The 21,310-nt window shown below is 47.0% G+C and carries 20 protein-coding genes; 8 read left to right on the top strand and 12 right to left on the bottom strand.

What is annotated here, in order from left to right; translation table 11 throughout:
• Positions 1 to 62: 62 nt before the first annotated feature.
• The 3 genes from W04_RS02550 to W04_RS02540 all read left to right on the top strand — a co-directional run bounded on the left by W04_RS02550 (position 63) and on the right by W04_RS02540 (position 2,382).
• Positions 63 to 668: a hypothetical protein gene (locus W04_RS02550; protein WP_053909683.1), complete on the top strand. Its 606-nt coding sequence runs from the start codon at positions 63 to 65 to the stop codon at positions 666 to 668.
• Between the two features lie 164 nt (positions 669 to 832).
• The gene (locus tag W04_RS02545) at positions 833 to 1,870 is read left to right on the top strand and encodes a hypothetical protein (protein WP_053909682.1); all 1,038 of its coding nucleotides are present in this window, start codon (positions 833 to 835) and stop codon (positions 1,868 to 1,870) included.
• A 32-nt stretch (positions 1,871 to 1,902) separates the two neighbouring features.
• Entirely contained in the window at positions 1,903 to 2,382 is a 480-nt protein-coding gene (locus W04_RS02540) for a hypothetical protein (RefSeq protein ID WP_157576243.1), read from the top strand.
• Positions 2,383 to 2,596: 214 nt separating this feature from the next.
• Here the strand turns inward: W04_RS02540 and W04_RS02535 are convergent, their stop codons facing one another.
• The gene (locus W04_RS02535; protein ID WP_053909681.1) at positions 2,597 to 3,055 is read right to left on the bottom strand and encodes a lysozyme inhibitor LprI family protein; all 459 of its coding nucleotides are present in this window, start codon (positions 3,053 to 3,055) and stop codon (positions 2,597 to 2,599) included.
• Between the two features lie 269 nt (positions 3,056 to 3,324).
• On the opposite strand from W04_RS02535, the gene W04_RS02530 reads away from it, so the two are divergent.
• The gene (locus W04_RS02530) at positions 3,325 to 5,514 is read left to right on the top strand and encodes a DUF5916 domain-containing protein (protein ID WP_053909680.1); all 2,190 of its coding nucleotides are present in this window, start codon (positions 3,325 to 3,327) and stop codon (positions 5,512 to 5,514) included.
• 43 nt (positions 5,515 to 5,557) lie between these two features.
• Here W04_RS02530 and W04_RS02525 read toward each other — a convergent pair whose 3' ends face one another.
• A complete protein-coding gene (locus W04_RS02525) occupies positions 5,558 to 7,621 on the bottom strand; it encodes a winged helix-turn-helix domain-containing protein (RefSeq protein WP_082342091.1) in 2,064 nt (687 codons plus the stop codon).
• 377 nt (positions 7,622 to 7,998) lie between these two features.
• On the opposite strand from W04_RS02525, the gene W04_RS02520 reads away from it, so the two are divergent.
• Positions 7,999 to 8,940 carry a hypothetical protein gene (locus tag W04_RS02520; protein WP_053909678.1) on the top strand — a complete coding sequence of 314 codons (942 nt, stop codon included), beginning with the start codon at positions 7,999 to 8,001 and terminating at the stop codon, positions 8,938 to 8,940.
• Positions 8,941 to 9,034: 94 nt separating this feature from the next.
• Positions 9,035 to 9,508: a hypothetical protein gene (locus W04_RS02515; RefSeq protein WP_053909677.1), complete on the top strand. Its 474-nt coding sequence runs from the start codon at positions 9,035 to 9,037 to the stop codon at positions 9,506 to 9,508.
• Positions 9,509 to 9,544: 36 nt separating this feature from the next.
• Here W04_RS02515 and W04_RS02510 read toward each other — a convergent pair whose 3' ends face one another.
• The 8 genes from W04_RS02510 to W04_RS02475 all read right to left on the bottom strand — a co-directional run bounded on the left by W04_RS02510 (position 9,545) and on the right by W04_RS02475 (position 16,086).
• Complete coding sequence (locus W04_RS02510; RefSeq protein ID WP_053909676.1) at positions 9,545 to 10,048, bottom strand: ASCH domain-containing protein; 504 nt, start codon at positions 10,046 to 10,048, stop codon at positions 9,545 to 9,547.
• 9 nt (positions 10,049 to 10,057) lie between these two features.
• Complete coding sequence (locus W04_RS02505; protein ID WP_053909675.1) at positions 10,058 to 10,528, bottom strand: OsmC family protein; 471 nt, start codon at positions 10,526 to 10,528, stop codon at positions 10,058 to 10,060.
• 14 nt (positions 10,529 to 10,542) lie between these two features.
• Positions 10,543 to 10,953 (bottom strand): RDD family protein, encoded by a 411-nt coding sequence (locus tag W04_RS02500; RefSeq protein WP_053909674.1) that lies wholly within the window; start codon positions 10,951 to 10,953, stop codon positions 10,543 to 10,545.
• A gap of 26 nt (positions 10,954 to 10,979) precedes the next feature.
• Positions 10,980 to 11,810, bottom strand: coding sequence for an alpha/beta fold hydrolase (locus W04_RS02495; protein WP_053909673.1), 831 nt, complete (start codon positions 11,808 to 11,810; stop codon positions 10,980 to 10,982).
• 26 nt (positions 11,811 to 11,836) lie between these two features.
• Positions 11,837 to 12,502: a GntR family transcriptional regulator gene (locus W04_RS02490; protein WP_045978931.1), complete on the bottom strand. Its 666-nt coding sequence runs from the start codon at positions 12,500 to 12,502 to the stop codon at positions 11,837 to 11,839.
• 157 nt (positions 12,503 to 12,659) lie between these two features.
• Positions 12,660 to 14,156, bottom strand: coding sequence for an aldehyde dehydrogenase (NADP(+)) (locus tag W04_RS02485; protein ID WP_053909672.1), 1,497 nt, complete (start codon positions 14,154 to 14,156; stop codon positions 12,660 to 12,662).
• Positions 14,157 to 14,166: 10 nt separating this feature from the next.
• The gene (locus W04_RS02480; RefSeq protein ID WP_053909671.1) at positions 14,167 to 15,168 is read right to left on the bottom strand and encodes a 4-hydroxyproline epimerase; all 1,002 of its coding nucleotides are present in this window, start codon (positions 15,166 to 15,168) and stop codon (positions 14,167 to 14,169) included.
• A gap of 3 nt (positions 15,169 to 15,171) precedes the next feature.
• Entirely contained in the window at positions 15,172 to 16,086 is a 915-nt protein-coding gene (locus W04_RS02475; RefSeq protein ID WP_045978928.1) for a dihydrodipicolinate synthase family protein, read from the bottom strand.
• A 169-nt stretch (positions 16,087 to 16,255) separates the two neighbouring features.
• Here W04_RS02475 and W04_RS02470 point away from each other — a divergent pair, with 169 nt between their 5' ends.
• Together W04_RS02470 and W04_RS02465 are read left to right on the top strand one after the other, a co-directional pair.
• Entirely contained in the window at positions 16,256 to 17,539 is a 1,284-nt protein-coding gene (locus tag W04_RS02470) for an FAD-binding oxidoreductase (RefSeq protein ID WP_053909670.1), read from the top strand.
• A complete protein-coding gene (locus tag W04_RS02465) occupies positions 17,536 to 18,744 on the top strand; it encodes a Xaa-Pro peptidase family protein (protein WP_053909669.1) in 1,209 nt (402 codons plus the stop codon). Before W04_RS02470 ends, W04_RS02465 begins: the two co-directional genes overlap by 4 nt.
• A gap of 104 nt (positions 18,745 to 18,848) precedes the next feature.
• On the opposite strand, the gene W04_RS02460 is transcribed toward W04_RS02465, so the two are convergent.
• Complete coding sequence (locus W04_RS02460) at positions 18,849 to 19,232, bottom strand: STAS/SEC14 domain-containing protein (RefSeq protein ID WP_053909668.1); 384 nt, start codon at positions 19,230 to 19,232, stop codon at positions 18,849 to 18,851.
• Positions 19,233 to 19,424: 192 nt separating this feature from the next.
• Positions 19,425 to 21,155, bottom strand: a complete 1,731-nt coding sequence (locus tag W04_RS02455) for an MFS transporter (RefSeq protein WP_053909667.1) — start codon at positions 21,153 to 21,155, stop codon at positions 19,425 to 19,427.
• Positions 21,156 to 21,310: the final 155 nt, after the last annotated feature.

The following is a 21,310-nucleotide window of genomic DNA, read 5'->3' as shown; positions in this document are numbered from 1 at the left end:
GTCGCTTATATTAGCCAACTATATTTTCATCATTAACAGGACGTTATTTCCCAGGAGAATAAGTGGACTATTCAAGTTACTCAACCCCAGAATTACAAGAAAGTTTAAGCAACATTGATAAGCATGCCTACCCCGATAGATATAAAAAACTGCTTAATGAGTTGGAAGTAAGAAAAGAAGATGTAGAACAATACCAACAAGACGAAGAAGACAAGTTCCATATCACAGTACATAGCCGCTTAAACATTCTTGCTTGGCTTCAAATCTTCACTTGCATCGGGTTTTTATATGTTGGTGCTGCTAGTTTATTTGAGCAAGTGACATTATTGAATGTCGCAATCCTCCTAGCGGCCTCAATACTCAATGGGTTAGCGGGTTATTTGCTGCTAAAGAGGAAAAAGTCAGGGTTTCATTTGTCTTTGTTCAACCAAGTTGCTCAGTTGCTCTCATTGAATTTGGGCTTCATCTATTACTCATATTCAGGCCTTGGATACCTAGCGGTTGTTTTACAAGATGGAATATCACTGAAAGCTTCATTATTTGATCCCTCACTTCATTTGTTATGGGGGAGTCATTTAGGTTTTGGCGTTGGTTTAGACTTGGTTTCATTATTTTTTGTGGGTCTATTATGTAGCTGTAAGAATGAACAAGACACCTGGAAAAAATAACAAACTCTAACGTTCACTCGTAAACTCACAGGAACAACTACCTACCGGCTCGGTGCATAGCGCAAATATCGTCAACGAGCGATTCCCCAAAAAGAAGCGTCGGTACATCATGTCAAATTTAACGCTGTCATTTAGCAGTTATTTCAAAAAGATAAGGATATATTGTGGTTAAAAATCATTCCCTTTCAATCATATTTTGTGCGGTACTAGCCGGTTGTGGTGGTTCAAGCGATAAAGCCGAACAACAAGAAACAGTAAACGTACCACTAGATAGTAAATTTTACGGAGTATGGTCAACTGGTCCGTTGGTTCACGTGGCTATTTCAAAAGACTCTATAACAACCTTTGCCTTAGATGAAGAGCGGGGTTGTTATGAATCTGGGCTATTTCAGGTAAATAGCAGTACTGAATCATCATTAACTGCAACCGACATACAGTCAGGCGAACGAGCAACATCTAATTTTCAGTTACAAGGTTCGGATTTAATTATCGAAGAAGATGGATATATGCTCTCTTTTTCAAAAGCCAATTCCTTTAATCCGTACCCTGGGTGTGAAAATTTCTACGGTGTAGAAAATGTTGAGGTCAAGCTAGAACTTTCATATTTACCCTCTTATATAACGATTAACCGAAATGCCCAAAAATATGGGTATGTCGAATATGACTATGGAATTAATTTTGATATCAATGAAAATGGTGTGTTGGACTCTGGTGATATCTCTATAAACGTCAAGCACTACAAGGGAGCGGGTGACTATACAGATAACCATGAAATTTCGATTGCTGAATTAGGGGGTAAAATTTGGACTCTCTTACCACAGCACCAGACAGATTCTATACAGTCCACCACTGATAGTAACGAAGATAATAATACTGTGCAGTTAACTCAAACAGGTAACAGCTTAATTTTAAATTTTGATACTAACCAAAGTTCCTTGTTGGCTCACATAAGTGAGGATACTCCTGTGCAGGTAAGTACATACCTTAGTTATCCACAACCTGAGCCCGAAGTGTTAGATGGTTGGCAAGACGGACCTTGGAACTGGTCAAGTAAAACCCATCGAGATTTCCTTCCAGAGCAAGGGTTCACGCAACCTAGCCTTTACCCTGAAATGGTCATTGATGATGCAACCACAGATTTAACCGAAGGAGAGTCCATGTGGATCGACATTAAATCAGTTCAGTTTAAATTTACAAAATAACTAACGAAAGTGTGAAGGCAAAGGAGCGAATAGTGAAATCTGTAACTTTCTTAATTGTTTCATTAACCATTTGCCTTCCCGTATTTGGGAAAAACCTCTGCGAATATGACGATAAAATAGTCTTTTCTTGTGAGGTAGAGGCAAAAAACATTTCTGTGTGCTTAACCTCTACTGGCTCAGTTAAGTACCTTTTTGGAACTCGGGATAACATTGAACGCCAATTGAGTTCTCCTATTTTCAGTAGCGCGGCTTGCTCCGGAGGGGCTGTTAGTAGGGTAAGGTTTAAAACCGGAAATACCAGTTACGTTGTTTATGATGTTATGTGTAACTCATATCGGATCAACGATACCCTCTGGAGCAAATCAGAATCCGCAGGAGTGATGGTGCTCAATGGGGATAAAGTCCAAGTTAAAACTGTTTGCACTGACTTTGATGATAGTTTGTTTGGCATTAATACGGCTCTATTGCCTAAGACTATTGAAAAAGAGGACTTTGACCATGAATTTCCATAGCGCTTAAAAGCGTGCGCAATGTAAGCTCCCTTTGGTAGAAGGGTATTAAGTTTGTGGAGAGTATTGGGTTACGGTTCGCGCACTTGGGGAGCCGAAAAATGGCTTTACCGAACAGTTATTGCTACGCTCGGCTTTTATCGCCCTACTCTCCTCACCCCTTATAGCTCAGTGCTCGCAAGTATCTAAAATATCATCCACTTTACAGTGCCTGTGCTCAGAAGTTCTTTGTGTAATGCAACAATTGAAGAATACGGTCTCTAACTATACTTGCCCGATAACCACCACGAGAAATCGCTGCAGAGCTACCAAAGCTTTTACGGTTCCAAGTATTCTTAATAAACTCAAATTCCGCATCACGATACTTTACCCAATTCAGCTGTGCAGCCGTCAACTCTGAACGTCTATTATATGGCAATTTAGACGTCATTTCTTGCGCAGCTTTCTCAAGCTCTTTATTCAAGAAGTTTAGGTAATCGTTATACGCAACAAGATAGTCACCTGTACTATTTTTAGGGTTTTCAATCGCTAACAAATAGCTAGCCTCGCGTTTTACAAACTCTCCAATTAAGTCTGGTGCATCCGGATTATCGATTGCATGTGCCTTTACAACCCCCATAAACAGCCAAAATGCCAGAGCAAATTTATAAACTATTCCTTTTTTGATTTTTATCATTTTGCATAAACTCCTTTACTGTAACTTTACCATTGTACCTATCTTGTGCTTTTCAAGCCACGGTTAACTTCCCTTGATATTGATACTCGGCTTTTAAAACAATCTCTACTTTTTATAAAGCTTTCTGATAAAAATTATTCATATTCAGCCTGTTAGGCACTGCTTTATCACCTTTAATCACAACTTTGTCACTCAATTTCTCGTCTTTATCACTTTTATCTACGCTCATTCGCGCATCATCCAATGGTGTTTTACAACGAGAAGAAAAGATGAAAGACGCTCTAACCATTCAACGCTACTTTGTTAAGTTACTCATATTATTTATTTGCTTAATAGGTGCGCCAGTACAGGCAAAGTGGCAACAATTCACCCAAACCGATACGCCCATTCCCAACTTAAAAAATAAACCCAAAATCGATGGCAAATTCGCTGCGGGTGAGTGGCGAAATGCAAAACGCATAGAGGACTTTGTCGTTTTTCGCCCAAATATAGGCGAGCGCCCCGATTATCCGGTACAAGCTTATATCAGCTACGATAGCGAGTTCTTTTACGTAGCGGCGAAGATCAGCCAGCCTGAGCAAACTCTCACCGACAGGGTGCTCACTCAAGGTGAGTACATGTGGCATGAAGATTACTTCGGTTTGGTGTTAGATACCAACTTCGATAAATCTGATGCCTATCTTTTTCATGTCACCCCCTCCGGTGTAAAAGAAGACGGCCTAGTCGATGGCACCCGCTATATTGGCGAGTGGAAGACCCTTTGGTATGCCAAAACCAGCATTGAGGCACAAAGTTGGTATGTGGAAATTGCTATTCCCATGCAGTCCATCTCATTTGAAAAAGATGCCGAAAACTGGGGGCTACAGCTTCGCCATAGGGTTGCGAGCCCGAACACTCAGGTGTACTGGAACCTCAACAACCCCAGCAATTATGCCTGGCATACTAATCAATTGGCGCCCATTAGCGGTTTAACGGGCTTAAAGCAGGGACTTGGAATTGAAGCAAAGCCGAGCTTGGCCTATAAACGTAACCAAAGTGAGAGCGACTTAGCGCCATCATTAGATCTACTCTATAAACTGACCCCAAGCCTCTCGGGAATGTTAACCCTCAACACCGATTTTTCCGGCACAGAAGTGGACGAAGTGCCGCTTAATACCACGCGCTTTAGCCAGTATTTTACTGAAAAGCGCGATTTTTTCTTGCAGGATAGTCAGATCTTTCGCTTTGGCGGTATGGATGATAACTACGCGAACGGTATGGCGTTTTACTCCCGGCGCATCGGACAAGGTAAAGAGTCGAACTTACTGGATATCAATTGGGGGACCAAGCTCACAGGGCAAATCGGCGACACTCGTTTGGGGGTATTAAGCGTCAATCAAGATAGCGATACTTCGCGAGCACAACAAACGCAACTAAGTGTAGCGCGATTAACTCATCAAGTTGCCCCTGCGCATCAGCTTGGCGCCATTTTAACTCATGGTAGCCCAGATGATTCGGGGGATAGAACCCTAATAGGTGCCGATTACCGCTACCAAAGTACACTGTTTAATGACTATCCTCTAGTTGCCCATGCCTTCTACCAGCAAGCGGAGCTGGCAGATAAAGTGCAGCCTAACGATGCTGATAAAGCATCATATGGCGCCTCGCTGAGGCTGCTAAACGACGCTTTTTATTTACGCGGGCGCTTTCAATATATAGGTAAAGACTTTAACCCTGCTTTGGGGTTTGTGAATCGCAGAGATTTACGCTACTACGAGAGCGTGAGTCATTATAGGATACGGCCGAAATCGGGTTGGTTAGCTCAGCATATTAATTATTATCAGTTCACTGGTTTTTATTATCTAAGGGAGAACACTGAGGGGCACCGCCAGGGGCAAAGCGTATTTATAAGGCCGCTTCAGGTTGAAACCAAAGGTGATAACTTCTTTTTTCTCAGTCACAACCGCTATCAAAAAATACTCGAGCGACCATTTAACTTTACCGATAAATTGACCTTCACAGCCGGAGAGTATAACTACAGCCACAATGAGCTCTATTTTAGAACCGCGAACAGTAAACCTTTTTACGTCACCGCCAGACTCGCAAAAGGGATGTTTTACGATGCCGACTTTGAACGAGTCAGCACCACCCTCAATTACCGCCCAAATAGACATTTGTTTTTGGAACTGAGCCGCGATATGTATTATTACGATACCGATACCGCCGCTGATAAGCTCTTCAACACTCAATTACGCGTAAATATCGCCTTTAACACTGAATGGTCGTGGAATAATTTGCTGCAGCATAACACCCAAGCTGACAGTTTTTCGGTATTCAGTCGAGTGCGTTATGAGCCATCGCCAGACGCGGTGTACTTGCTTAGCCTTAACCGGGGCTACGATTTGCAGCAGGGCTGGCACCAACGGGAGCAAGTGTTTGACGAAACTGCTATAAAAATGGCCTACACCTACAGATGGTAGCGCCACGAAGCTAACAGCTCACCCCCTCTTAAGCCATAACCTGTTATTGCGCGTGTGTTGTATACAGATCACTGCTAAACGCACGCGTACCACCATAGACAATTTGCCCATTTTCAACATCAAAGCCATAGTAAGCATCAAGCGGTTGCTGAGTTAACAGCTGCAAAGAAGTTGGATTTATCTTGTAGGAGGAAAGTTGCGCCTCTTTATAGTTATTTAAATACAACACCCCATTATCAATAATGGCATTCGCATAGTTTGCCACTTCTCCTATCGGCTCAGCCTCGGGCAGCTGGCCATCGAGAATCTCGGAAAAGGAAAAACGATACAACTCATTGCTTTGATTTATGAGGTAAGCAAATTGTGGCTCGCTGTTATCGACGAGAATGCGTACCCAAGGAGCTTCAAGCTCAGCCAATAACTGCATCTGTCGGTTGTAAATCCTCACTCGGCGCTGATGCTGATTTTTCACCGTTAAAGAAAACAACGTCGAGTTAAGCCAAGACAGTGCAAAGCCATAGCCGTCTATGTATGCTCGTTTGGTTATACCGTGCTCTACAATATCCATCAGCCAGAGCTGACGATTATCATGATTAACCACGGCCAGTCTATCGTCTGGTGAGACCGCCAGCTCATTTAATACCATATGCTCGGACATAGGCACTATTTGCTGTGCTCTTTGTCCTGGGGCCTGAAAATAAATATGGTCGCTGCCAGCACGATTGGAAACGAAGTAAATACCGGGTTGAGTGTGAGCGAATGCCGGCAATCGCTCATTGCCATTACTGTTGTCCAGCTCAAATCCAGGGTTTTGCCAGCGAATATCTATATTTTTATCGTAGGTTGAGTAGATGTAATCTTTCTCATTGGGGTGGCGCGCCAGCGCGCAACATAGTCTATCGCCTAAACTGGCGATTACCTGAGACTCACCGCTTTGAATATTCAGCATTTGTAGTTGTGCGGGTTTTGATGCGGAAACAAAAATAAGCTGATGCTGCGCATGGCCCCAAATAGCTTGATTCAACTGCTGCGCAACATCAATCAAAGGCTCTGCCGCCCCGGTAGCAAGGTCAACCTGGTAAAGTCGACTTTGCCCTTCACTATTATTGGCAACCAATAACAAATTTTTGGCTCCAGGCTTTAAATCAAGATCAACTAAATGCCATTGCTCGGGCAACTCAACTGCCACCGGCTCAAGGCCTTGGTTAAGATTGATTCGATAGAGCCTATTTCTATGCTCATGGTTGCGGGCATGACCAAGCAGCCAAACCGACTCGGTTTGTGTATCAAAAGTGTATCGGTGCGATATTAAGCTCTCGCAATCAAGTACTTGTGCACTTGGTGCAGTCAGCGCTGCACTTTCACGACTAAACGGCACCTTGAACCAGCCACATTGGTCTTGGTAGTAGCCTTTAACAATCAGTGCGTTGGCGGTTTGGGCAATAAGGGAGTCAAAGTAATAATCTTTACTTTCAATAACCGCACCAACATCGTCATTGTTGTTGTCCAAGCGCTTGTGCCATAACTCATTACCATTGGCATAGGTATTATTGATAAAGGTTACAGTGTTCCCTTTTGGCGCCACCACTAGGCTTCTTTTAGCCCCGTCAACGCGGGTTAGTACGATATTTTCACCGTAATTTAGGCCGCCGTTCTCGCCGTTTTGCCAAAGTAATAACAATACAACCACCGCACAAATTAGTACGGGCAACGCAGCTTTAACGGCAAGGTTGCGGCTTTTGGGCCGGGTGTTGGTGTTAATTTCATCCACATGCCCGTTTGTGTTGAGACTATCTTGAGTGTGTACAGTGGCAATAAAGCGGTAGCCCTGCTTTGGCACAGTTTGAATATAACGCGGCGATTTAGGATCATCGGCCAATGTTTTTCGCAAGCTGGCAACAAGCTTATTAATAGCGTTATCGGTGACTATCACCCCCTGCCAGATGGCTTGTTGCAATTCGTCTCGGCTAATAATTCTATTTGGGTTGGCAAGAAAAAACCGCAACAGCGCAACCATTCTTGGGTCTAAGGAAACGGAATATTCTTGGTTCTTTAATTCATGGGTGCTGGTATCAAACCGATACTCGCCAAAGAAAATACATTCCATTGATGGCTCGAATTGTTCTTTTTATTGCTCCCTAGTCTATAAGGAAGGCGGTTCAATGCAAGCTTAGGTTGTAACAAAATCCTCGGTGTAATCACGCGCTTAGGTTTCAGAACTGAGAATCACGCTTTGGCCTGAAATAAGCGTGGTTACAAGCTTTAATCAGCATTGCGGCAAGGCTTTTGCTCATGGCAGTAGGGAGTTATATTGGTTTTTTAAAGTAATTAAACCCTAGCTTATTGCGATTCTTGGGTTGGTAAGTAGATAACTCCTATTTCTTTATTCCTCTCAGCAACAAGATCTTAGACCAAAATATAACCATTCCCACGAGAACTATTTACTGTTAATGTAAATAAAAAGATAACAACAAGGAATGTATAATGAAAATATGGACATATTTAGCTAAGTACTTATTCGCGACGAGCACACTTTTGGCAAGCTCACATGCGATAGCAGCGTTAACAGAGGCATATGCCTGTTCGCGCTGCGATTTAGAGACAGCCAAAAAAATAGCGATACAAGAAGCCCCTGAAAACAAGTGCGATGCTCATAATCATGCTTCGTCCTCTGCTGTTTGCGAGCCTAATAGTAAAGAAGTAATCGTTCTCTCACACAGCGATAAACGTGCTTACAAATTTATAGTGACTACCGAGCTCGACTTTAACAACCAACCCAAAGTGGTCGCAGGTAGGGAGTCTCTCACTCCAAGCGAAGAACTGGCTGCAAAAGACTATTTCACATTTCAGAAAGACTTTGCGTCAACAACAGTCAACCTCAATGAATCTAACCTTCAAGAATATAAGGAGCATACACTTCAATACAAAGATGCTGTAGACGAAATTGAAAACTCTTCGTGCATTGATCATCCCATTAATTTTTTCAGAGGTAACGCTCAGAAGAGACAAGTTAAGATGGAGTTAGCAGCCGAGCTCAATAAATTTGCAGTAGGAAAAAACTGGCAACAAGTTAAAATCGATGCAAGCGGCGATGGCATTACATTAAACAAAGCAAATAACGGCGTTGCAGTTGTCTTAAAATATTTTGAAGAAAATTTTGTAATCTCTAAGTTTTATGATGCATCAAACTATCTAGCATTTGATGTATACATGAAAACGCCAATAATCATTGACGGTCCTACTCAAATAATAGCCGACTTCAGCTTAAACAAAGGGCAGTCTAGAATCGATGGCTTTACTGTAAATGAGTTATTCCAACCTGATAATGGTGAATTCAAATTAGGCAATACGAAAATGTCTAAATGCTGGGACGATTTTATCAGCGATAAAGCAGAAGATATCACTTATTATATAGGCAAAAACTAAAGCTCAGGGACGTAATTAATGCTTTTAGGATGAGCCTAACAGGTATGGTAACCTTTCCCCCAAATTAACACCTCCCATTACACGGAAAGTATCAATGTTAGAACAGATAACCCAATGGATAGAGCATACCAACAATGAGTTTACACCGCAGAGGCAGAGTTGTTATCAGTTAATGGATAACTTTGCTGATTTTTATCCTGCGGCCTTTCTGCATAATGCCTATTTTGTTGTCGTCGATACCCTTCCTAAACCCGACTTCCCAGAGCTTCGCCAACTTGGGCTTGGCACTTTTATCGATATGGATGCCGCTGGTATCACTTATAACAACACCTATTACTTGCAGCCTCATGTGGCAAAAAACCTCCGTGTTCATTTTCACGAGTTAGTACATGTCGCCCAATGGCAGCACCTTGGTATGGCGCAATTTATTGCTCGCTATATGCAGGAAATTCAAAGTGTCGGGTATATGGATGCGCCATTAGAAAAAATGGCCTACGCCTTAGATAATCACTTTAGCCTAGATGGTGCCCCTTTCGATGTGCCGCGCTATGTAGCCCAGCACCTGTAGTGCGACAATGCAGCCCACACATCGGTAAGTGAAACGCTAGCTTCGTAAAAGCACCTCAAAGCTCGTAAAAACGATGGGCATAGAGGGAGTAAACACCTTATCACTGCCTGCGAATACCCGCTGGTAGTAGTCTTGGTGTTCGCGGCGCCAATACGCTAATGAACCATCGCCTTCGCCTTCTAAAGCAGCGTGAGCCTCAGTGACTGCAAAAAAGCTAAGCACATCCACCGCACATATGCGGATCACGCACTGCGCATGGCCCTGCCAATTGGTGACAATATGAATATCTCCAACTTGCGGCAGCGGCTCTGCGGCGGCTTCTAACTCCCACAAACTCGGAGCTGTGGCTTGTTTTCTTCCTTGTAACACCCACTGCGCACAAGCGTTAGCGTCGTGTTCGTTATCGCAAAAATGCCAAATACCCTGCAGCCGAGCCTGAGCTCGCTGCTCACCCTCAAGGGTATCCACACAGCGCAGCCATAGTTCAGTGACCGATGGGTGGGCGTGCTCAGCAACTTCGGTATTCGCGCTTTCGCTCATCACACCTCACTAAATTAACGCGCTCACAATCCGCACCTCTGTAAGAATGGAATTGGCAATAAAACACTGGCTATGGGCCTTTTCATGCAGGGCATCTAGCTGCTGCTGTGAAGGAGTCGTGTGGTCGGCAAATTTAACCTCCGGAAACAGGGTTATTTCCGTCATTGCCAATTTACCGGCCTGATTTTTTGCCATCACGCCTTGGGCATGATCATGATAAGCACTGATCTCCAACCCTGCTTTGCTTGCTAAGGCTAAAAACCACAGCATATGGCAGCTGGATACCGAAGCAACGAAGGCCTCTTCTGGGTCCACGTATTCACTGACCGAATAGGGTATGGGCACCACTTGCGGTGACGACGAGGCCATGACCTCAATTCCGCCATCAAATTGCCAACAATGGCCTCGGCTATATGTGTTATCTAAAAAGTTCTCACCCTGAGGGAGAGACCATATCACCTTAGCTGTGTATTTTGACATGACTCCCCCTATTATTAATTATGTCCGCCAGTGCGTTTAATAACTCGTGTTTTCGCTAACATATCATGCAAGCCTTGGTTCTTTTTTGAAAGAAACAGAGGCAGTAGTAGCACTACATTCAACGGAACTAACATACAAAAGAGTATCGACCTTAAAAACAACTGCCATATCGAGGCCTTTTCCTCGCTAAGCTCGTCAACAATAACTAGCTTAAATATGCGCTTGCCAAGGTTAATGTTGAGCGCCCAATAGATAAAAAAGCCAACTGGTACACAAACAAACATCACCAGTTCGACAGCCGGCGGCTCTTTTATAGTGTTGGTAAACAACAACAGTTCGAGCAGGCCAACAAGGGCTGCTACTACAAGCGCTGCATCAATAAAAAATGCCGGTATTCTCAGTGCGGCGGTTTTATTGTCTTTCATTATCACTTTTCCTTAGTGTGTCATTATTATTTTGTCCGTACCCGCTTTATCAGGGTTTGTATATGCTCCACTACCCACTGCGGCTGCTCATGGTGTATAAAGTGGTAACTTTTATCGGTCAGTATCGCCTCTCCTTGTGGGAAGGCTTGAGCCCACTGGCTATGCAGTTCGCCCCACATAGCTCGGCCTTGATCAGTAAATAATAGCAATGAGGGCTCTTCATAGGTTTTCACCGAGGCAATAACGGTTACTGGAATATCGGGTATGTCTGGGTAGTCTGGCAATGGCCGCTTGGACCAAAAGTCTAAATACTGATTAGACATGCCATTTTTCATATCATCGCGCTTAACTTGCGCGATTTGCCGCTCAGCGGTGGCTAAGTCAATTTGCCGCATAATATCAACGTCATGCTCGGAGGCCGGGTCAATAAGCATCAGTGCCGCTATTTTATCGGGGTAACGCGCAGCGAAGGTGCGCGCGATATACGCACCATAGGAATGCGCGATATAAACCACCGGCTCAGTAATAGCTAATGCTTGTAGCAGAGCCAGCGCTTCTTGCGCATACTGCTCTGAGCTATAATGTTTTTTTACCGCACTGGAGCCACCATTACCGACGCGAGAGTAGCGGATCACTCGGGCATGCTCAGCTAACGCGTAAAAGATAGGTTGCCAATCATCCAACCCGGCAGAGCCGCCGGCTTCAAGTAGTAGGGTAACATCGCCGCTCCCTGCGATTTCATATTCAACGTCATATGCGCCAATTTTCACTGTGGGGTAATCGCGCGAACCGGCATAAAGCTGGGCGCTGGTGCAAATGAGTAGCAAGCCCAGCAAGCAGTGAGTAAATCGTTTCATTGTTTCTTCCTTGAGCAGATGCCTTGTTAATCCTGCGCTTCCATGGTTAATAGCAGCTCTTTAATATCGTCTTTAGCGCCGCTGATGTGGCGATATAAAAACGCACAGGCATCGTCTACGCGTTGCGCGCGGCACAGTTTAAGTAACTCACGATGCTCCTCCGGTGCGGTATCTAACCCCCCGGCAAGAAGAATATGCATGCGCACGTAGCGCTCTGAATTTTTGCTAAATTGCTCAACTAATTCACGGGTTTGCGGGCGCTGCGCACGGCTATACAGTTTGGCGTGAAATGCGCTGTTAAGGTGCCCAGTTGCGGCTTGCGTATCCCCTGCAGCCATCGCCGCTTCTAAATCTTGTAATAGCACCTCGGCTTCGCTGAAATCAGCATCGGTGAGCTTAGTTAAAGAATGACGCAGTAGCTCGGCTTCTAACAGTGCCCGTAAGTCAAAAATTTCATCCACCTGAGATGCACTTACCTCGGTTACCGTTGCTCCTTTGTGGGCCTCAAAGTTCACTAACCCCTCAGATTCAAGCTGCAGTAGAGCCTCTCGCACGGGAATACGGCTAACATTGAGCTCTTGTGCCAACGCCGCTTGGCGCAGTGGCGCACCTGACTTTAGCTCGCCAAGTAAGATTTTTTCGCGAATTGCTTCAGCAACTAGTTGGGTACGGGTTTTATGCTCAATTGCCATATAAGAGTGTTGGTAGGTGGTCCATGGAATACAGTATACCACCCTGTATTTATCTTGCGAGTGCTATCTATGTACCTGTTTTACAATTAGAAAAATGCGGACAACAGAGGGAGTGTTGGCCGCATTGGGGGACACTTAAAACGAATACTTTATCGGCTCAGCGCTGCACACACAGTGGCCGCAAGAACCGCCGCATCGCCTCTAAACCAACCGAGGTCGAGCGCACATCGGTGGCAGCCGGGTATGGGCCGCCATGATTCATTGATTGACACACCTCTACACCGGTAGGCATTTGCCCATAAATCAATCGCCCTACCTTATAACTTAAGCGTTCAATAAGCGGCTGATGCTGTGCTTGTTCACCAAAAATTGAAGCGGTTAGCTGCCCTTCTAAGGCATCAATAACGTGCATAAGCTGTTGCTCATCATCGTAGCGAACAATAAGGGCTGCCGGACCGAACACCTCTTGATGCAACATAGGCGTATTGATAAAACGCTCAGCGCTGCAAGTAAACACCTGTGCTTGCGCGTGGAATGGCACACTTTTATGCCCTTGTGCCAACACTTGTACACCGTTGCATTGGGCTAACGCTTTGGTATCACGCTCATAGGCGTCAATAATACTCGGGCTAAGCAGGGTATCCGACGGCGCATCGCCGATGTGCTCGCGTACTGCCTCGATTAGCTCATCGCTGCCGTGTGTTGGCACTAACCATAACCCTGGGCTGGTACAGAACTGGCCATGACCCATCAGCAATGAAGCACACAGCTGTTGCCCTAAATTACGCGCACTTGCGAGTGCCTGGGGTAAAATAAGCTGTGGATTGATAGCGCCAAGCTCGCCATAGAAGGGGATCACCTCTTCCCGGCTATGTATGGTACTCATTAACGCTTTGGCCACGGTTAAAGAGCCGGTGAAACCCACCGCCTTAATTTGCTTCGCACTGACGAGTTGGTGAGCAATGCTATGATCGGTGCCCTGTAACATGGCAAAGGTTCCCTCAGGCATCTGACAGCGGCTTATTGCTTTGGCAATGGCTCGGGTCATCAACTCGCTGGTTCCCGGGTGTGCTGGATGACTTTTGACTATCACCGGGCAGCCGGCGGCTAACGCCGCTGCGGTGTCTCCCCCGAGAGTTGAAAATGCATAGGGAAAGTTAGAGGCGCCAAAAACCGCCACCGGCCCCAGGGGTAAAAAACGCAAGATGGTGTCGGGCTTAGGCAACGGGGTGCGATTTGGCTCGCCAGCATCGTGATAGTGCAAGTGCAAAGGCGCCAAATTGTCGGCTAAGGCATCAGCAAATGCGCGTAGTTGATTCATTGTCCGCCCACGCTCACCTTGTAACCGAGCCAAGGGCAAATTGGTTTCTAGATGAGTGGTATTGAGTAACTCATCGCCGAGCGCTTCAATTTCATCGGCAATAGCATGCAAAAACTCACTGCGCTGCTGATACGAGGTGCCACGATAGGCGATAAAAGCGCGCTCAGCGCTCGCGCAGGCACCCTCTACATCCTGCAAAGAGGCATTGTAAAAGGGTGTGGCCATGTCCTCATTGCGCGCTGGGCAAAAGGCATAAAATGCCTGCTGTTGCTCACTTTGCCACTGGCCAGCGATAAAGCTGAGGCCACTCAGGCCTGCTGCATAGTTATCCATCTTGGTCTCCTTATAACACTTGAAAGCCGAAGGCGTAGGGGTCGTCATCATCAACCACAATGCAATTGTGACCGGTGACGCGGGCCCAGCCCTCGATACTAGGAACAATGGCGGTGCGCCCTGCGATTTCGGTCACCGCCTCGATGCAGCCAATAAACTGGCTGCCGATGTAGCTTTCATGAACAAAGGCTTGCCCGATAGGCAAGCGCCCCTGCGCATATAACTGTGCCATGCGCGCGCTGGTCCCGGTGCCACAGGGCGAACGATCGATGGCCTTGTCACCATAAAACACTGCATTGGCGGCATCGGAGCTGGCCTGTTTGGGCTGTCCGGTCCACAGCACGTGAGATGCCCCGCGCATGGTGGGGTCTTGTGGGTGGATACACTCGACTTGGGCGTTGACAATATCGCGGATCAACGGGCTGTAGCGCAGTAAAAACGAAGCATTGCAATGCTCTATACCAGCAAAATTAGCTTGCGGCTCAACAATGATGTAAAAGTTGCCACCAAAACTAATATCTACGGTTAGCGCCCCCAGCTCAGGCACCTCAATAGTAAGTTGCTCAAAGGCCAAAAAGGCAGGCACGTTATAAAGCTTGATTGCTTCGACCTTGTCGCCACTACGACGCACATGAGCATCCACTCGCCCGGCCGGCGTATCTAAGCGCACCCGATGTGGGTCTTGCGGTGTCAGCAGACCATTTTCCAATGCAAATGTCAGGGCGCCTATGGTGCCGTGGCCGCACATAGGCAAACAGCCCGAAGTTTCAATAAATAAAATCCCGGCATCACCATCTGCCGTGGTCGGCGGATACAAAAAAGCCCCGGACATCATGTCATGCCCGCGCGGCTCGAACATGAGCGCTTGACGTATCCAGTCGTAATGCTGCAAAAAGTGTTGTCGTTTCGCACTCATACTCTGGCCGCGCAGCGGTGGGTGGGCGCTTGTTACCAAGCGCACCGGGTTACCACAAGTATGGCCGTCAATACAGAAAAAGGTCCCCCGGTTCATAGGCTAGTCCAGGTTGTACTTGCTTAAGTCGATACGATTGGCAATGGCCGTGTTATAAAGGCGCTCCACTTCAGCTTTTTGCTCTGTGGTTAGTGGCAAGCGCGGTGCGCGCGTGCGCTCACTACCTCGTCCAGCCAGTTGCTCAGCGTATTTAATGCATTGCACTAAGGTGGGGATGGTGTCTAGACGCAGCAGTGGCAAGAACCATTGCCAAAGCTCCCGCGCCTCCTCATAGCGCCCCTGTTGAGCCAACTGGTATATGGCCACAGACTCACGGGGAAAGACATTGGTAAGCCCGGATATCCAACCGGTGGCGCCGAGCATCAAGGACTCAAGAGCAATGTCATCAACACCACCAAACACCACAAAACGCTCACCAAACGCACTAAGCAACTCGGTGATACGGCGTGTATCTTCGGTCGCCTCTTTCACCGAAACGATGTTTTGCTCAAGCGCTAAGGTGTGCATGCCGGCAATAGACACATCGACGCCATAGGTCACCGGGTTGTTGTAAATCATAATAGGTAACTGGGTCGACCTAGCAATACGCTGATAGTGATCAATGGCCTCGCGCTCAGTGCTGCGGTACACCATGCCCGGCAATACCATTAACCCATCCACTCCTGCAGCTTGCGCATCAGCGACAAATTCAATAGCAAATTGCGTGGTTGTTTCCGCCACCCCGGTTAATAGCGGCACACGTGTACCAACCACCTCTTTTGCCATTGCCAACACTTGACGCTTTTCTTCACTGCGCAGCGAGCAGTTCTCACCGACGGTGCCAAGCACAATAATGCCATGCACTCCCTCGTTAATAAGGTTATCAATCATCGCTGCGGTGGCTTTAAAGTTGATGCTGTCGTCATCATGGAATTGCGTGGTGACTGCCGGATAAACACCCTGCCAATTTACGTTCATATTAGTTCCTCTGTTGTCGTTATGCTTGCCATCATAGATATATTGTATACAATATTCAACATGCAAAATTAACAAAACCAGCTAAACGAGCGCACTCATAAACGTAATAGCATGAGTTATAAGCAGTTTAATTTTATAAAAAGAAATATCTAAGAGGTGAAAACGAGGAATGCAAAGTCAGGCTCAACATCATGCTGCTAACAACCGCGTTGCGGTGCTCGGTGCCGGCGTTATTGGCTTGAGCTGTGCGTATCAATTGCAGCGCCAAGGCTATCAAGTCACCTTGTATGACCCTGAGCCGCCGGGTAGCCAATGCTCTTTTGGCAATGCCGGCCACTTTGCCACCGAACAAGTGTTCCCCATGGCCTGCTCTTCATTACTCCCTAAGCTGCCGAAAATGCTGCTCAGCCAGCGCTCTGCCCTGCGTATTGCGCCCACATACCTACCACAGCTACTACCATGGCTTGCTCGTTTTGGGGCCAATATGATGCCGCATCGTTATCGTCGTCATACTGAAGTCTTGAGCACGTTAAACAGCCATGCCCTCGGCGCGTGGCAGCGCTTACTCGAAAATGATTACCACCAGTACGTACAACACCAAGGTTCGCTGTTAACCTTCGAGAGCACGGCAACAAAAAAAATTAACGCAGTGGCTGCGCATTACTCGCACCAAGGCGTGGAGGTTTCGATACTCAAGCGCGCTCAGGTAAAAGAGCTAGAGCCGGCTTTAACTGCCCATATCGACGGCGCGCTTTATTTTAAAGCCGTGGGCCACAGCACCGACCCTGGCGCATTAAGCCAATACTTATTCAGCCAGTTTTGTGCTTTAGGCGGGCACTACTGCGCCGAGAAAGTCACTTCCTTGACCTGTGCGCATTCACATTGCCGGGTGAGTAGCGCACACAGCCGCGAGCTTTATCGCAAAGCGGTTGTTTGTACCGGCGCATGGAGTAAAGTACTGTGTCAGCAATTAGGCTATGCCCTGCCGCTAGAGGCAGAGCGCGGCTATCATTACCAGTTATCCGAACACCTCGGGCTCAAACGCCCGGTGGCCAGCTTTGAGCGACAGTTTATTATGACGCCCATGAGTGCAGGCCTGCGACTGGCCGGTACGGTTGAATTTGCCGGTTTGCAAGCGCCTGCAAATATGACGCGCGCTCACGCTCTATTAGCTCATGCGCGGGAGTTGCTGCCGCAACTAGGCACTGAGTTTGACGAGCAGGCCTGTTGGCAAGGGGCGCGACCCTCTTTGCCAGATTCATTACCGGTCATTGGCGCAGCCCCTAGGCATCCAAGTCTATTGCTGGCGCTGGGCCATCAACATTTGGGGTTAACCCAAGCGGCCATCACCAGTGAGTTGATCGCTGCACTCATTAATCAACAACCCACCGCGATGAATATCGATGCCTTGAGCATCGCGCGGTTTCAAGGTAACAGGAGCAAAGCGTTATGAAAGGCATTGGCTATCAAAACCAACAACAAGCCTTAGCACAATTGAGCGATATGACCGGCGATATCAGCGCCATTGATGAACACGAATATCGCCAGCGCATCGCCAAAGCCCAGGCTTTTATGCAGGAAAATAGCATTGATGCCCTTTATTTGAATGCTGGTACTAACATGACCTATTTCACGGGACTAAAGTGGTATGCCAGTGAGCGCTTGGTGGGCGCGTTACTGCCTGCCCAAGGCGAGCTGGCCTTCGTGGCGCCTTTTTTCGAAATAGGCTCGTTGCGAGACTACCAGGTGATTGATGCCGAAATTCATGGTTGGCAAGAAGAGCAAAACCCTTATGCATTGATTGCCGAGGTGCTAAAAGGCATGGGTTGTGGCGACGATGCGGTGCTGGGCATTGACGAAAGCGCGCAATTTTTCATCGCCGACGGTATCACTAAAGCGGCGCCACAATTAACGCTGGTCAATGCTGACGAAGTCACAGCCCATTGTCGCATGCACAAATCCACTCACGAGCTTGCCCTTATTCAGCGGGCAATGGACATGACCTTAGAAGTGCACAAAGCCACGGCGTCGATGTTATATGAGGGGATCACCACAACTGAGGTCGAGGCGTTTATTAATGCAGCGCATAAAAAAGTCGGTGCCAGCGGCAACTACTTTTGTATTGTGCTCTTTGGCCAAGCCACCAGCTTCCCCCACGGAGTGAAAGACCCACAAACACTGAAACAAGGGGATATGGTGTTAATTGATACCGGCTGCCAATTACACGGTTATCTCAGCGATATCACCCGTACCTATGTGTTTGGTGAGGCAAGCGCTCGACAACAACAGTTTTGGCAGTATGAGAAAAACGCCCAGTTAAAAGCGTTTGCTGCCGCCCAAGTTGGCAACACCTGTGGCGATGTAGATAAGGCCGCACGCGATTATCTCAGCGCCCAAAGTCTGGGGCCAGACTACCAATTACCTGGTTGCCCCCACCGCACAGGGCACGGCATTGGTTTGGATATCCATGAATGGCCTTATTTAGTCAAAGACAACCCGCAGGTGTTGGCAGAACATATGTGTTTTTCTAATGAGCCAATGCTGGTGGTTCCCGGCGAGTTCGGCATCCGCTTGGAAGATCACTTTTACACCACGGCTGAAGGGCCAAAATGGTTTACTGAGCCAGCACACAGCATTGATAACCCATTTGGGCTGTAACAAAAAGGTCGCAGCCGATGTCAAATTGATATCAGCTGCGACTTCATTCTACTTTGTTGCTATGTATCCGACTTTTTAATAAAAACTACGTTCATCAGGGTCCCCTACACTTGCTGTTTAAGCCACGCTCTGGCCTCATTAATATCGGTAAAAAAGGCCACTTTTTGGGTCGCTAATGCGGGCGTGCGCTGCATCAAAATATGCCTATTCATGGTGCTTTGAATGACAAAGGCTTTGGCTATCAGTGCTTGCGAGTTCAACCAGTCATTGTAACTATCGAGGGTTTGATAAGCTTCTGGAGTGCCTCCTTCGAAGCCCGTGTTATCAATTAGCATCGAGAACTTCGCACCGTCAAAACCGGCAACAAGCGCTTTTACTTTACGTGCATATTCTTGTACGCCGAGCGCGTTAAAGCTGCCAATAAAGCGCGCCTCTATTACCCCATCCTGGGCGCTAACTTGCGATGTACCATGGGACAAACTTGTCATTATTATATTATTTGCCAATGAAACCTGAGCAATTATTAACACTCTTTTAATAGATAAACAATGACTCAGATCACTGCTCCAACCATTGCCTTCGATAACCACTGACCTTTGTAGCCTGTGCAGGTGAGCAGCACTACTTAGGGTGTATATAAATAGATTGAGCCTTTAAACTTAGTGATAAGGCTACTTGTGTTATTGCTGCTTTGCCGAGCTATGAAAGCAAATAAGTGCGATTGCCGTGAGCGCAGCTATCCCGGCGAACACCCCCCACATTAGTTCTGGACGCCCGAGCACTAAGGTAAGCTGCGAATAACTCCACCCTGATAAAAAGCCGGCAAACAAAAAGCCCAGAGCCATGGAAACAAAGTAGTAACCCATGTAGAGCGCCGCTTGCTGCTTTGGGGCAATGCTGGCTACGTATTCTTGGCTTTTTGGTGAAGTGAGCATCTCTGCCAAGGCGATAAGCAAAATAACGCACACCACAGCCCAACCACTGGCATGCATATCCATCGTTATGAGGTAGCAAAACGCGGTGGCCATCACTACCAACCCTGCGCTTAATACATAAAATGTTTTAAAGCGCTGACACAGTGCGCTTAGCGCGATTTGCAGCAACACGATGGCGGCAAAATCTAAATTAATAAGGTACTCTGGATTGACTTGCCGATACGCCGAAAGCGCATCGACCATGGCCGTAAGTTGCACCGTATTGAGCTGCGCTTGTTGCTGAGCCAACAGTGACAGGCGCTCCACCAGCACCGCCAGCTCTGCGTTGGGAACATTGACTTTGTAATGCACCCACTGCAACCGTAACGCCTCTAAATCGATATTGCTTGGGCCTTGTTGCAGCTGCAAAAATAATGCATTAACGGCTTGTGCTAAGGCATCTTGGTCGACATGGGCAAAAAAGTTCACCGCCGAGTCACCAAATACTGCCAGTAGCGCCAGCACATCGCCGGTATCAACGTAGTCGCGAATATACAAAGGTAGGGTATAAAAAAGCTGGTTATAGACGGTCCAAAACCCCGTCAGAATCAACAAGTACAAGGCAAAACGCGGGTTACTTATACGGATAGGTTGTCGCCACCAAGCCTTGGCGCTCATTGTCGCAACGGGTAGCCTATCCCAGAGCAAATTGGCCCCCACCCAAAGAGCAATCAAGAGAAATGCACTGCCATAGCTGAGCCATTGTACACCGGCGCTCATCAGCACGATTACACTCAGGGCGATGAGCAAAGCAAATCGGGCATTGCCCAGGACCTGCTGCGCCTGCTTGAATATCAAACTGAGTGAGGCGTGTTGTTGACGCAAAGCAGGCGGATCACGATAAAACAACAACACCGGAATAAAGTTCAGCACTATCCATGCTGCCGACATAAGAAAAACCGCATCCCAGCTAATCGCTCGCATCGCTCCAGCAACCATAGGGCCTATAAAACCGCCAATATTAACCATGGTATAAAAAACGCCAAAGCCCACGCCCCGGTTATGATCATTGGTGCTGTGAGAAATGGTGCCAACCACCACAGGCTTAAAACAGGCCGCTCCCAATGCCACCAACGACAGCGCAGCAAAAAACGGCCAAAAGCTACGCGCCTCCCCTAACAGGTAATACCCTGGCGCCATCAGCATAAATGACACGATAAACATCTTGCGATAGCCCACTCGATCGCCCAAGGCCCCTGTTAACACCGGCAATAAATACAAGAAGAAGGGAATAATGCCTTGAACGGCACCGCGTTGACTATCGCTAAAGCCGACTCCTCCATGACTTTGTGGTGTAGTCATATACACCGATGAAACCGCGAAAAAGCCATACCAAGCGAGGCGTTCAAATACCTCCATTAAGTTAGCAATGTAGAATCGAGCACCGAAGCGCCAGTGTTTGGTTGCGGGTTGTTGAGCTTGCTGCGAAGTAGTCATAATGATGTCTTTTTATTATTGTATACAATATACATATCATACTTGTAGTGTGCTTCTCAACCACAACCAGCGCCCTTGACCAGCGAAGCAAATATCCAGCGACTAACACCCTGTCTTACTGGCGCTTACAGGCATAAAAAAACCCGAGATAAACT

The organism is Pseudoalteromonas sp. SW0106-04 (assembly GCF_001293805.1).
GTDB classification, from domain to species: Bacteria; Pseudomonadota; Gammaproteobacteria; order Enterobacterales; family Alteromonadaceae; genus Pseudoalteromonas; species Pseudoalteromonas ruthenica.
Note: the sequence above shows the minus strand (reverse complement) of the source record. Positions and strands in the feature narration are given on the sequence as shown.